Annotated in this window: 10 protein-coding genes; 7 read left to right on the top strand and 3 right to left on the bottom strand. The window is 75.6% G+C overall.

Annotation, left to right across the window (positions count from 1 at the left end):
* Positions 1-24: 24 nt before the first annotated feature.
* The 7 genes from BLT72_RS21700 (at position 25) to trxA (ending at position 9,453) form a co-directional block, all read left to right on the top strand.
* A complete protein-coding gene (locus tag BLT72_RS21700; RefSeq protein WP_157720597.1) occupies positions 25-2,178 on the top strand; it encodes a DUF6049 family protein in 2,154 nt (717 codons plus the stop codon).
* Between the two features lies 1 nt (position 2,179).
* Positions 2,180-5,908: a murein biosynthesis integral membrane protein MurJ gene (gene murJ, locus BLT72_RS21695; protein ID WP_091416199.1), complete on the top strand. Its 3,729-nt coding sequence runs from the start codon at positions 2,180-2,182 to the stop codon at positions 5,906-5,908.
* 51 nt (positions 5,909-5,959) lie between these two features.
* Positions 5,960-6,565, top strand: coding sequence for an RNA polymerase sigma factor SigM (sigM, locus tag BLT72_RS21690; protein WP_231930219.1), 606 nt, complete (start codon positions 5,960-5,962; stop codon positions 6,563-6,565).
* Positions 6,565-7,044 (top strand): hypothetical protein, encoded by a 480-nt coding sequence (locus tag BLT72_RS21685; RefSeq protein ID WP_091416197.1) that lies wholly within the window; start codon positions 6,565-6,567, stop codon positions 7,042-7,044. The genes sigM and BLT72_RS21685 overlap by 1 nt, the downstream gene beginning before the upstream one ends.
* Positions 7,045-7,179: 135 nt before the next feature.
* Positions 7,180-7,881, top strand: a complete 702-nt coding sequence (locus tag BLT72_RS21680) for a cupin domain-containing protein (RefSeq protein WP_091416194.1) — start codon at positions 7,180-7,182, stop codon at positions 7,879-7,881.
* A 141-nt stretch (positions 7,882-8,022) separates the two neighbouring features.
* Complete coding sequence (gene trxB, locus BLT72_RS21675; protein ID WP_091416191.1) at positions 8,023-9,027, top strand: thioredoxin-disulfide reductase; 1,005 nt, start codon at positions 8,023-8,025, stop codon at positions 9,025-9,027.
* A 102-nt stretch (positions 9,028-9,129) separates the two neighbouring features.
* Entirely contained in the window at positions 9,130-9,453 is a 324-nt protein-coding gene (gene trxA / locus BLT72_RS21670; RefSeq protein WP_091416188.1) for a thioredoxin, read from the top strand.
* Between the two features lie 81 nt (positions 9,454-9,534).
* On the opposite strand, the gene BLT72_RS21665 is transcribed toward trxA, so the two are convergent.
* The 3 genes from BLT72_RS21665 to BLT72_RS21655 all read right to left on the bottom strand — a co-directional run bounded on the left by BLT72_RS21665 (position 9,535) and on the right by BLT72_RS21655 (position 12,630).
* A complete protein-coding gene (locus tag BLT72_RS21665) occupies positions 9,535-10,782 on the bottom strand; it encodes a GNAT family N-acetyltransferase (protein WP_091416183.1) in 1,248 nt (415 codons plus the stop codon).
* 109 nt (positions 10,783-10,891) lie between these two features.
* Positions 10,892-11,374 carry an OsmC family protein gene (locus BLT72_RS21660; protein WP_091416179.1) on the bottom strand — a complete coding sequence of 161 codons (483 nt, stop codon included), beginning with the start codon at positions 11,372-11,374 and terminating at the stop codon, positions 10,892-10,894.
* Between the two features lie 20 nt (positions 11,375-11,394).
* On the bottom strand, positions 11,395-12,630 hold the full coding sequence (locus BLT72_RS21655) for a saccharopine dehydrogenase family protein (protein ID WP_091416176.1): 1,236 nt from the start codon (positions 12,628-12,630) through the stop codon (positions 11,395-11,397).
* Positions 12,631-12,686 lie beyond the last annotated feature (56 nt).

Genomic DNA, 12,686 nt, shown 5'->3' with positions numbered 1-12,686 from the left:
TGAACCGGTGAGGAGGCAGCGCGCATGAGGGCTCTCCGCGTGCTGCTGGCGCTGCTGGCCGGGTGCGCGGCGCTGCTCGGGCCCCTCGGCCCGGCCCCGTCCGCGGCCGCCGCCGAGCCCGAGGCGCTCGTGCGGATCACGCTCACGGCCATGACGCCCGCGCTCCCGGAACGGGACGGCACCATCACCCTGACCGGGCGGGTGGAGAACGTCACCGACGAGCGGCTGTTCCGCCTGCAGGCCATCTTCTGGCGCGACCAGGCCCCGATCACCGGCGCCGAGGGCGTCGAGCAGGCGCTGGCCTCGGAGTCCAACGTCCCGCTGGGCAACCGCCACACCCCCGTCTACCAGGACCTCTACACCCCCGACGACCCGTACCTCCAGCCCGGCGCGACCGCCGACTTCACCCTGACGGCGCGCGTCGCGGACCTCCAGCTCTCCCCCGCGGACGGCCTCTACCTGATCGGCGTCCACGTGCTGCAGAACGGCAACACCACCGCCGTCGGCCGCACCCGGACCTTCGTCCCCGTGCTGGCCGAGCCCCCGGGCGCGAGCCTGCGGATGACGTCGCTGGTGGTGCTCGGCTCGCGACCGTCCCAGCTCCGCCGCGGGGTGCTGACCGACGACCACCTCGCCGACGAGGTGCGTCCCGGGGGCCGGTTGAGCGCCCTGCTCGCCGCGGCCGACAGCGACGCGGTGAGCTTCGCCGTCGACCCCGCGCTGGTCGAGGAGCTGACCACGATGCGCGCCGGCTACGCCGTCCAGACCGGCGACGGCAGCACGGCCCCGGGCCGCGGCCAGGCCGACGCCGCCGCCTGGCTGCAGCGCTTCAGCCGCGTGCGGGACGACCGCGACGGCTTCCGCCTGCTCTACGGCTCCCCGGACATCGCGGCGCTCGTGCACGACCGGCAGACCCGCGTGCTCGACGCCGCCGCCGCGGCCAGCCGCCGGGTGGAGGCCACCGCCTCGCTCCCGCTGCTGGTGCTGCCCGCCGACGGCCTGGCCGACGAGGCCACCCTGCGTGCGGCCGAGCGGCTGGAGCCGGCCGCCGTCGTCCTCTCCGACCGGTCCGTGACCGACGGCGACGAGCCGCTGCTGGGCGGCGGCGACCGTCCCCCGGTCGTCCGGTTCAGCAGTGCCGCGTCCGGCGGCGGTCCCGGACCCGACCCCCGCAACACCCCTGTCCAGGTGCGCCAGCGGTCGCTGGCCGACACCTGGGTGCAGGCGAGCGAGGCCACCGACGGGGTGACCCGCGGCCGGGTGCGGTTGGTCAGCGCCACCAACCAGGTGCAGGGCGAGGACCCTGGCGTCGCCGCGCCGTGGATCAGGCGGACCACCCTCAGCGACCTGCTCAGCGGCACCCCGGCCCGCTGGGACGGCCGGCTCAGCTACCCGGCCGAGGCACGGGAGGCCGAGCTCACCAGCGGCCAGCTGGCCACCCTGCGGGGCTTCGCGGCCAGCTGGTCGACCTACGCCGAGCTGCTCGTGGACGGTGACGCGGTGGAGATCGCCGGCCAGGCGGCCGTCGCCCGGGCCGCCAGCACGGCCTGGCGGGACGAGGAACGCCTCCGCAGCCCCTGGCTCGAGACCCAGCAGGACGCGCTGGACGCGACGCTGGAGGACCAGCTGCTGATCAGCACCAACCCGAAGGTCAGCACCATCGCCCAGGACGGCGTCGTCTTCCCGATCACCGTCGAGAACCAGCTGCCCGCCGACCCGGACGACCCCGAGGCCGGGGCCGTCCGCCTGCGCCTGGTCTTCGTCTCCGACAACCGGCAACGGCTGCGGATCGCCCCGATCGAGCTGGGCGACGTCCGCGACGGCGTCCGGATGATCCGCGCCGGCGACAGCTACACCGCGAACGCGCAGGTGAGCGCCAAGGCCAACGGCACGGTGCCCGTGCGGGCCCAGCTGCAGACCCTGGACGGCACCCCGGTCGGCCGGCCGCAGCGGATCGACGTCCGCGTCACCCAGAACGGCACCACCGGCTGGGCGATCGCGGCGGCCGCGCTGGTCGTGTTCGCCGGGAGCACGGCGCTGCGGATCCGCCAGGTCAACCGCACCCGGGCCCGGGCGGCCGAGCTGGCCGCCGCCGCGCCCCCGGCCCCCAGCGGGCTGACCTCGGCACCGCCGCCCGAGGCCCCGCCCGCCAGCCGCCCCGACCCGACGGACGCCTGAGATGACCGACACCTCCACCAGCCCCACCTCCACCCCCACGCCGGCCCCGCCGGACCGGGGCGGCGCGGGCCGCACCTCGGCGCTGGTCTCGGCCAGCGCGCTGATGGCGGCCGGCACCCTGCTGTCGCGGCTGCTCGGCTTCGGCCGGCTGATGCTGCTGGTGTACCTGTTCGGCAACGCGACCCGGCAGGCCGACATGTTCACGGTGGCCAACACCGTGCCGAACAGCATGTACATCCTGCTCGCCGGCGGGGTGCTGAACACCGTGCTCGTGCCGCAGATCGTCCGCGCCATCCGGGGCGACGCGGACGGCGGCGAGGCCTACACCAACCGGATCATGACGGCCGGCCTGCTGGGGCTGGGCCTCATCACCGTGCTGCTGACCCTCGCGGTGCCGGCGGTCATCTGGCTCTACTCCGCCGACTCCTGGCGGGCGCCCGGCCTCGCCGCGCAGTACGACTCGATGGTCGTGCTCGGCTACTACTGCATGCCGCAGGTCTTCTTCTACGGCGTGCACGTGCTGGCCGGGCAGGTCCTCAACGCCCGCGACCGCTTCGGCCCGATGATGTGGGCGCCCATCGCCAACAACGTCGTCTCCATCGGCGTGCTCGGCCTGTTCCTCGGGGTCTTCGGCCGCGGTGACACCTCCGCGCCCTTCACCTCCGGCGAGGAGCTGCTGCTGGGCCTCGGCTCGACGCTCGGCATCGCCGTGCAGGCCGCCGTGCTGGTGCCGTTCCTGCGCCGCGCCGGCTACCGGTTCGCCCCCCGCGTCGACTTCCGGGGCGTCGGGCTCGGCAAGACGCTCCGGCTGGCGAAGTGGACGCTGGGCTTCGTCATCGTCACCCAGCTGGCCCTGGTGGTGGTCTCCCGGCTGGCCACGGGGGCGACGGCCGGCGGCGCCGGTGGCGGCATCACGGCCTACTACAACGCCTACGCGGTGTGGATCCTGCCGCACTCCCTCGTCACCGTCTCGCTGGCCACCGCGATGCTGCCGGCCGCCTCCCGGATGGCCGCCGCCGCCGACCTGGACGGGGTGGCCGCCGAGACCGTCCGCGCCGTCCGGCTGGCCCTGACGGTCCTGCTGCCGGCGTCGGTGGCCTTCGGCGTCCTCGGGGTGCCGCTGGCCCAGCTGGCCTTCGGCTTCGGTCGCGGCGCGGGCGACGCCGCCGCCCCGGGCTGGGCCCTGATGACCCTGGCCCTCGGCCTGGTGCCCTTCACGATCCAGTACCTCTGCCTGCGCGCCTTCTACGCCCTCGAGGACACCCGGACGCCGTTCTTCCTGCAGATCGTGATCTCGGCCGCCAACGTGGTGCTCGGGCTGGCCGCGGTCTCGCTGGTCCGCTCCCCGGGCCTGGTGGCCGCCGCCCTCGGCCTCGCCTACTCGCTCTCCTACCTGGTCGGGGTGCTGCTCTCGCTCACCCGGCTGCGGCGCCGGCTGCCCGCGCTCGACCTCTTCAGCCTGGTCCGGCACTGCGTGCGGCTGCTGCTCGCCGTCGCCCCGGCGGCGGTCCTCGCCGTCCTGCTCACCTGGTGGCTGGGCCGCGACGTCGACTCCCAGCCGGGCCGGGCGCTGGTGCTCGCGGCCGCGGGCGTCCCCGCCGTCGTCGTCTTCCTGGTGGCGGCCCGGCTGCTCGGGATCGCCGAGGTCAACGCCCTGGTCACGACCCTGCGCGGCCGCCGGGGCGGACCCGGTCCCGACGCGGCGCCCGAGGAGGCTGCTCACGATCTGGCCACGGCCGGCGATTCGGACACCCTTCTGCGTCCGCCGTCTCCTACCATCGAGCCACCACCCACCGCCGGTCCTGCGTCCCAGCTGCGGCCCGGCACGAGCGAGAACGCTGACTCCATGGCCCACACGGCAGTCGTCCGTAGGCACCCTGGGGGCGAGGCCGATCTGGGGGACGCCTCGACCCAACTGCACCCGACGCATCAGCACGCGACCGACCAGCAGGACGGTGCCGGCGCGGGCCCGCACTGGTCCACCACCACCACGAAGGCGGCGACGCTGCCGGCGGGCACCGTCCTCGGGACCCGCTACCGGCTCGAGGAGCTGCTGGCCGGCTCCGGCCCGGCCATCACCTGGCGGGCCTTCGACCAGGTGCTCTCGCGCTCGGTGCTGGTCCACCTGCTCGCCCCGGGCGACCCCGCCGAGGCGCAGCTGATGGCCGCCGCCCGGCGGGCGTCAGTGGCCACCGACTCCCGTTTCCTGCGGGTGCTCGACGCCGTCCCGGGCGGTTCGGCCGCCGGGCCGGGCGGGGACCCCGAGCTCGGCTCCTACATCGTCTGCGAGTACGCCACCGGCCAGTCGCTGGAGGTGATCCTCAGCCAGGGGCCGCTGTCCGGGCTGGAGGCCGGCTGGGTGGTCCGGGAGGTCGCCGACGCCCTGTCCGGGGTGCACAGCCTCGGGCTGCACCACCGGCGGATCAGCCCGGAGACGGTGATCGTCACCCCGACCGGGAACGTCAAGATCGTCGGCCTGCTCATCGAGGCGGCCCTCCGGCCGGCCGCCACCGAGCCCCTGCACGGCCCCGAGGAGCCCGAGCTGGTCGACGTCACCGACCTGGGCCGGCTGCTCTACGCCGCCCTGGTCTGCCGCTGGCCCGGCGGGCCGGCCTACGGGCTGCCCGACGCACCGACCACCGGACGCCGCTGGCTGACCCCGCGGCAGGTCCGGGCCGGGGTGTCCCCCGCGCTGGACGACGTCTGCGACCAGGTGCTGGGCGACCCGCCCCGGCACCGCGCGGCCCCGGTCACCGACGCGAACGCCCTGGTCAACGCCCTGACGAAGGTGCTGGGCGCCGCCGACGCGTCCGGCGACCTGGAGCGTCGGCTGCGCCAGCCGATCCCCCGGGTCGGCGCCCACCGGCCCAGCCCCTCCGCCCCGGTCTCCACGCTGCTCGACCAGCCGACCGAGCCGACCCCGGTGGTCCACGACGACGGCCCCGACCTCAGCCGGGCCGCCGCCGCCGACGCCGCACCGCTGCGGGTGACCCGGTCGGTGCCGGCCGCACCGGCCCCGGCCTCGGCCTCGGCCAGCACCACCGTCATCCGGACGCCCGTGCCCGACCGGCCGCCGGCCCCGCCGCGCAAGCCGCCGCGGCAGCCGCGGCGCTGGATCGCCCTGCTCGTCGGCCTGGTGGTGCTGCTGTCCGGCGTCGGCCTGGTCGCCGGCCTGGTGCTGAGCGACCAGCTCGGCGCCACCCCCGAGCCCGGCCCCAGCGCGACGCCCGCCCGTCAGCCCGCGCCCACCCCGACCTCGGCGGTGCTGCCCGTGCGCACCGCCCGCGACTTCGACCCCCAGGGCGCCGACGACCAGCGGGAGAACCCGGGCGAGGTGCGGCTGGCCTACGACGGCGACCCGTCGACCCGCTGGCGCACCGTCGCCTACATCGGCAACCCCGAGCTGGGCGGGATCAAGCGCGGCGTCGGCCTGGTGCTGGACCTCGGCTCGGCGCAGCCGGTGGCGTCGGTCAAGGTGACCCTGAGCGGCGACGGCACCGACCTCGACCTCCGGGTCCCCCGCACCGACCCGGCCGGGACCACCCGGCCGCCGCTGGGCTCCGACGCCCAGTGGGACGCCGTGGCCGAGCAGGAGGGGGCGAAGCGGACGGCGACCCTCACCCCCGCCAGGCCGGTGACCACCCGCTTCGTGCTCGTGTACCTGACCTCGCTGCCGAGGGAGGGGGGACGCTACCGCGGCGGCATCAGCGAGGTCGAGGTGCGCCGGTGACCGCTGGTCACCCCCACCTCCCCCGCCCCGTCGTCGGCTCCCCGGTCCGCTGTGCCTCCTGACCACGTCCTGCCCGCCGACCCCGACGACGCCGGCCTGCCCGACGCCGAGCTGCTGCGTCGGCACGTCGCCGGCGACCCGGACGCCTTCGGCACCCTGGTGGGCCGGCACCGGGACCGGCTCTGGGCGGTCGCGCTGCGGACCATGCGCAACCCCGAGGACGCCGCCGACGCGCTGCAGGACGCCTACATCTCCGCCTTCCGCCGGGCCGGCACGTTCCGCGGCGAGTCCCAGGTGACGACCTGGCTGCACCGGGTCGTGGTGAACGCCTGCCTCGACCGGCTGCGCCGGATGCGCACCCGGGCGGCCGACCCGCTGCCGGAGGACCTGGACCGCGCGGGCATGCTGGCCACCGCCCCCGGCGCCGACCCCCTCGAGCAGCAGCAGCAGCGCAGCGACGTCGCGGCCGCCCTCGCCCAGCTCAACCCCGACCAGCGGGCCGCGCTGGTGCTGGTGGACATGCAGGGCTACTCGGTGGAGGAGGCGGCGGGCATCCTGCGCTGCGCCCCCGGCACGGTGAAGAGCCGCTGCGCCCGCGGCCGCGCCCGGCTGGTCCCGCTGCTCGCCGACCTGCAACCGACGGCGGGGAGACGCTGATGGCCCACCCGCTGGAGCTCGCGTACAACTGGCGGACACCGGCCCTGTTCGCCTCCGTCGGCGCCGTCGTCTGCCTGGGCGTCGTGCTGCGCGGGGACGCGGCGGGCAAGGTCGGGGTCGCCGTCGTCCTCGTCGTCCTCTGGGCCGGCTGCCTCACCCTGGTCTGGGCGCGCACGCGCGCCCACCTGGAGGTCGACGGCGCCCGGCTGACCGTCCGCCGCGTCCGCGCGCTGCACACCGTCGACGCCGGCACGGTGGTGGCGGTGCGGCAGCAGGCCTCCGCGTCGGGCCCGGTCTTCGCCCTGGTCTGCCGGGACGCCGACGGCGGCACCCGCCGCGTCGTCGCCCCCGTCGCCCTCCTCCGCGGCGGCACCTCGACCCTCTTCCGCTGGATACTGGCGCACGCCCCGCAGGCCGAGCTCGACCGCGGGTCCCGGCGCACGGTGGAGCAGCTGCAGACGGCGGGGCTGCTCCCGTGACCGCCCGGGGTGCGACACCGCCGGTCGGCCGGTCGGGGGAACCGGGAGGGGGGTGCGGTGCGTCCGAGTCCGGGGCCCCGCCCGGCGTCGCCGCCCCGGACGCCCTCCGCTGGCCCGAGCACCGAAGGACACCCCGTGGCTGACCACCCCTCGATCGACGACCTGGCGGACGCCGCCGAAGGTCTGCTCGACCCCGGGCGCAGCCGCTGGGTCGCCGACCACGTCCCCGGCTGCGCGTCGTGCCAGCGGACGGTCGCGGCGCTGGGCCAGGTCAGCGCGACCCTCGCCGCCGAGCCCGCCCCCACCATGCCGCCGGCCGTCGCCGCCCGGCTGGCCGCCGCGGTCGCCGTGGAGAGCGCGCACCGGGCCGCGGTCCCCGTCCTCGCCCCCCGGACCGTGCGGCCCCAGCCACGGCACAGCCTCGGACGCTTCCTCGACCACGCCCCCCGACCGCCGTGGTGGCGCCGGTGGGTTCCCGCCCTCGGGGTCGTCGTCGCGGCGGGCGCGGTCGGGCTCGGCGGCTACGTGCTCAGCGCTGCCGCGGGGCTCAACGAGCCGCCCGTGGTCGCGGCGGCCGTCAGCACCGACGACCTCGCCAGCGAGGCGCGGGCCCTGCAGAGCGCCCGCGACCTCGACCCGCACCGCTTCTCCCAGGCCTGGTTCTGCGGCCGCTCGGTCACCGACGGCCGGATCACGGGCCTGGTCCGGGCCCGCGTCGACGGCGCCCCGGCCCTGCTGGTCTACACCCGCGAGGACGGCTCCGCCCACGTCACCGTGGTCACCGGCTGCCGGACCCCGGTGCCCTCCTCGACCGCCTCCGCGGTGCTCGGTCGCTGACCCGCGGCCCCGGAATACGGCACACCCCGGCCCCGTTGAGCGGGGGTAGGGTGAGGCCCCGGCGGGCCTCCCGCCCCAGGGTCACCGGCTCCGGCCGGCCCCGGGGACACCCGTCGAGCAGCACAGCTGAGAGGGAAACGAGTGAGCGAGACGTTCGACAAGCAGGTGCGCGACGTGATCGTCGTCGGCAGCGGCCCCTCGGGGTACACCGCCGCGATCTACGCCGCCCGGGCGAACCTGCACCCGCTGGTCTTCGAGGGCTCCGTGACCGCTGGTGGCGCGCTGATGAACACCACCGAGGTCGAGAACTTCCCCGGCTTCCCGAGCGGCATCATGGGCCCGGAGCTGATGGACAACCTGCGCGAGCAGGCCGAGCGGTTCGGCGCCGAGCTGGTCAGCGAGGACATCGTCGCGATGGACCTGACCGGTGAGCTGAAGACCGTCACCGACGGCTACGGGAACACCTTCACCGCCCGTGCCGTGATCCTGGCCATGGGCTCCAGCTACCGCAAGCTCGGGCTGCCCGACGAGGACCGGCTGTCCGGCCACGGCGTCTCCTGGTGCGCGACCTGCGACGGCTTCTTCTTCCGCGACAAGGACATCGCCGTCGTCGGCGGCGGCGACTCCGCCGTCGAGGAGGCCACCTTCCTCACCCGCTTCGCCCGCTCGGTGACCCTGGTGCACCGCCGCGGCGAGCTGCGGGCCAGCAAGATCATGGCCGCCCGCGCCGAGAAGGACCCGAAGATCCGCTTCGCCTGGAACTCCGCGGTCAGCGCGGTCAACGGCGGCCAGTCGGTGGAGTCGGTCACCCTGACCGACAGCCACGACGGCAGCACCCGCGAGCTGCCCGTCTCCGGGCTGTTCATCGCCATCGGCCACGACCCGCGCTCCGAGCTCGTCCGCGGCCAGGTCCAGCTCGACGGCGAGGGCTACGTGATCACCGACGGCAAGTCCACCCGGACCAACCTGCCCGGCGTCTTCGCGGCCGGCGACCTGGTCGACCACACCTACCGGCAGGCCATCACCGCGGCCGGCACCGGCTGCTCCGCGGCCCTGGACGCCGAGCGCTACCTGGCCGACCTCGACGACCTCGGCGACGTCGAGCTGGCCGAGGCGCACAGCGAGCTGATGGGCGCCGGTAGCTGACCTCCCGGCGGGGTGGCGGCTGCCGGCCGCTCACCCGCCGTCCTGTCAGACCCCGCTGGCATCCTCGCCCCCACCCACCCCCCGACCCGCAGGAGCACTCAGATGGGCGCAGTATCCGACGTCACCGACGCCGACTTCGACAAGGTCGTCCTCCACTCCGACAAGCCCGTCGTCGTGGACTACTGGGCCGACTGGTGCGGCCCGTGCAAGCAGGTGGCCCCGATCATCGAGGAGCTCGCCACCCAGCACGGCGACAAGGTGACCTTCGTCAAGATGGACACCAACACCAACCCGGTCACCCCGGCCAACAACCACGTGCTCGGCCTGCCGACGATCCAGGTCTACGTCGGCGGCGAGCTGGTCAAGGCGTTCAAGGGCGCCAAGTCCAAGTCGGTGCTGCTGAAGGCGATCGAGGAGTACCTCTGAGCCGTCGGTGACGGCCCGCTCGACGGCCGCCGTCCGTGCCCTCCCGGGCCGGACGGCGGCCGTCGCCGCGTCCGGACCCGGTCAGAAGTAGTCGCGGCAGAACGGCTTCCGCGACCAGGAGAAGCCGAGGCTGAGCGCGGCGACCGCGCCGGGGGTGCGCTCGTGCAGCAGACCGGCGCGGTGCAGCTCCGCGGCCGGTGTGCCGCCCAGGTAGAGCGTCCCCAGCTCCCGGACGTCCAGCTCGACGTCGGCGGGCGTGTCCACCCGCTGCACCGACGCCCCGTCCGGCCCGCCCTGCAACCGGTAGCTCCCGGCGTTCTGCGGGAGCAGGGCGTCCCGCACGCCGAGCACGAGGTCGACGTCGAGGGCGTAGCGGCGGGCCTCGAGGGCGCGCGCGACGTCGACCACCCGCACGTAGGTGCCGTCGGTGGACGTCGCGCGCACGGACGCCGGGTCCGCCACCAGGTGGCGCAGGGGCTCGTCGAGCGCCGCAGGCCCCTCGAACCGGCGGACGAGGTCCAGGTCCAGGGCGAACCGCCACAGGCGTGCGTAGCCGCGGAGGTCGCTCGCGTCCAGCGCCGCGACCCGGACGGTGTGCCCGGGGCCCGGGTCCGCGGTGCCCGCCGAGCTCAGCCGGAAGGTGAGGTAGCCGTCAGGCCGGCCCCGGGCGTCGAAGTGCAGGGCGTAGCGGGCGGCCGCGCCGCCGTGCCGACGGGACGGGTGGTCGAAGAACACCGCGTCCCACCAGGCGCTCGGACGGTCCAGGGCGCCCGGACGGTCGGGCAGCAGCCGGGCGTGCAGCCCCTCCACCACCCGGCGGCACTCCTCCCGGTCCACCTCCCCCACCGAGCCGGCCCCGAGGTCGACGTCGGACCGGAACGCCGTGTCCAGCGTGGCCCCCTCCAGCTGCACGAGCGGCGTGGCGGGACCGTAGCCGTAGCGGCCGTAGATCGCGCTCTCCGAGGCCCAGAGCAGGGCGACCGGCTCCCCGTGCTCGGCCAGCCCGCGCAGCTGGTGGGACATCATCTGGGTGAGCAGACCCCGGCGGCGGTACCCCGGGTTCACCGTGACGAAGGTGACGGCAGCCGTCGGCACGGTCCCGCCCGGCACGGTCATCACCCGCGTGTAGGACCCGCAGGTGGCCATCCAGCGACCGTCGACCGCGTACCCGAAGCACCGCTCCGGCTCCAGCACCCCCCGGGCCGCCCGCGCGGCGTCGGCGTCGTAGTCCTGGTGGAACCCCCGCGTCGTCGCGGCCAGGAAGTCCTCGGCACCCTCGGCCGGGAGCGGGCTCAGCTCGAGGTGGGCCAGGTGCGGGGCGGTCGCCATGGGCACAGTCTGCCGTGCGGGGCGGGCCGGGCCGGTCAGCGCCGGCGCGGCTCGACCACCGGGACCGCCACGCCGGGCCGCCGGGAGGGCCGGGGGCCGGCCACGGCCGTCAGCGCGCCAGCTCCTCGCCGCGGAGCAGCGGGCGCACGGGCGTGCCCAGCTCGACGGTCCGGCTCACCGTGCACAGCCGGTCGTGGGACATGGCCACCGAGCGGGCCAGCACCGACTCGGCGGCCCGGCCCCCCTCGGTGTCGGGGAAGGTGATCCGGAAGTCCAGCGTGACCCCCGCCAGGTGGTTGCCGTCGGCGTCGCGGACCTTGTCGGCCTCGGCGACGACGTCGAACTGCGCGGGGTCGGACCGCTTGCCGGTGATCGACTCGACGTCGACGGCGCTGCAGCCGGCCAGCGCGACCAGCAGCAGCTCGACGGGGGTGAAGTCCGCGGTGTCGCCGGAGCCGAGGTCCAGCGTCGTGCCCCGGCTGTTGGTGGCCCGCAGCCGCAGGGGTCCCGTCCGGGTCAGGTCGACGCGGCGGTGCGGGTCACGGGTGGCTGGGGTGGGGGACGAGGGCGTCGGGGACGCGGCGGCGGTCACCGGACCACCCTGTCACAGCGCTACCGGGACGGCTCCCGCTCCTCCAGCCCCCAGGGGGAGCCGTACCCCTCCGCCAGCAGCTCGAGGAACGGGACGGCGTCGAATGCCTCCGGACCCAGCACACCGGTGCCCGACCAGGCACCCGTCGCCAGCAGCTCCAGGGCCACCACGGGGTTCACGGCGGTCTGCCAGACCACGCACTGGGCGCCGTACTCACGCATGGTCGTCGCGTTGTCGACGACGTGGTGCAGGTACACCTCCCGGGGCCTGCCGTCCTTGCCGGTCCCGGTCACCCACAGGCCCGCGCAGGTCGAGCCGTGCATCGCGTCGCCCAGGGTCGCCGGGTCGGGGAGGCAGGCGGCGACGACGTCGCGCGGCGAGACGGCGACGCCCTTGACGTCCACCGGCTCCGTGCGGTCCAGCCCCAGCTTGCGAAGCGTCCGCAGCACCTCGATGAACTCCGCACCGAGGCCGTACTTGAACGTCACCCGCCGGGCGTCGAGCCAGCGGGGCATCAGCAGCACCTCCTCGTGCTCGACGTTGACGCACTCGACGGGGCCGATGCCGCCCGGGAAGTCGAACATCTCCGGCTCGCTGAACGGCTCCGTGACGAACCAGCCCCGGTTCTTCTCCCACACCACGGGCGGGTTGAGGCACTCCTCGATGGTGGTCCAGATCGAGAAGGAGGGCGCGAAGTCGTGGCCGTCGACGGTGAGGTTCGAGCCGTCGCGGGTGCCGAGCTCCTCGACCCGGGAGAACAGGTGGTCGCAGGCGTAGCGGGCGAACACGTCGGACAGCCCCGGCTCGACGCCCATCCCCACCAGCGCCAGCCGGCCGGCGGCCTCCCAGGGGGACGCCTCGGCAAACTGCTCGTCGCCGAGCATGACGTGGGTGCGCCGGTAGGGGTCGTCGGGGTCGCGGACCGAGAGCGACATGGCCATGTCGAGGTAGTCGGCGCCGGCCGCGAAGGCCCCCCGGAAGATCGGCATCACGAAGCGGGGGTCGACGGCGTTCATCACGTGCGTGGCGCCGTGCTCCCGGGCCAGGGCCTCGACCGAGGCGGGGTCGGCGGCGTCGACGCGGGCGGCGACGAAGCGGTCGTCGTGGCCCCGCCAGCCGTTCACCGCCGCGACGGTCCGCTCGGCGCGGGCCACGTCGTGGTCGGCGACCACCAGGCGCTCGAAGAACGACCGCCGGACCGCGATCTTGGCGAAGGCGTCCCCGACGCCCCCCGCACCCACCAGGACGATGCGCATGCGCTTCCTCTGCTCGCACCCCTCCGGCGGACGGGTCGTGCTCGCACTCTAGGACC

This window comes from Friedmanniella luteola, assembly GCF_900105065.1.
GTDB classification, from domain to species: Bacteria; Actinomycetota; Actinomycetes; order Propionibacteriales; family Propionibacteriaceae; genus Microlunatus; species Microlunatus luteolus.
Note: the sequence above shows the minus strand (reverse complement) of the source record. Positions and strands in the feature narration are given on the sequence as shown.

Coding starts and splice junctions, on each gene's coding strand:
- BLT72_RS21700 (WP_157720597.1), top strand. CDS start 25: ATGAGGGCTCTCCGCGTGCTGCTGGCGCTGCTGGCCGGGTGCGCGGCG.
- murJ (WP_091416199.1), top strand. CDS start 2,180: ATGACCGACACCTCCACCAGCCCCACCTCCACCCCCACGCCGGCCCCG.
- BLT72_RS21685 (WP_091416197.1), top strand. CDS start 6,565: ATGGCCCACCCGCTGGAGCTCGCGTACAACTGGCGGACACCGGCCCTG.
- trxA (WP_091416188.1), top strand. CDS start 9,130: ATGGGCGCAGTATCCGACGTCACCGACGCCGACTTCGACAAGGTCGTC.
- BLT72_RS21665 (WP_091416183.1), bottom strand. CDS start 10,782: ATGGCGACCGCCCCGCACCTGGCCCACCTCGAGCTGAGCCCGCTCCCG.
- BLT72_RS21655 (WP_091416176.1), bottom strand. CDS start 12,630: ATGCGCATCGTCCTGGTGGGTGCGGGGGGCGTCGGGGACGCCTTCGCC.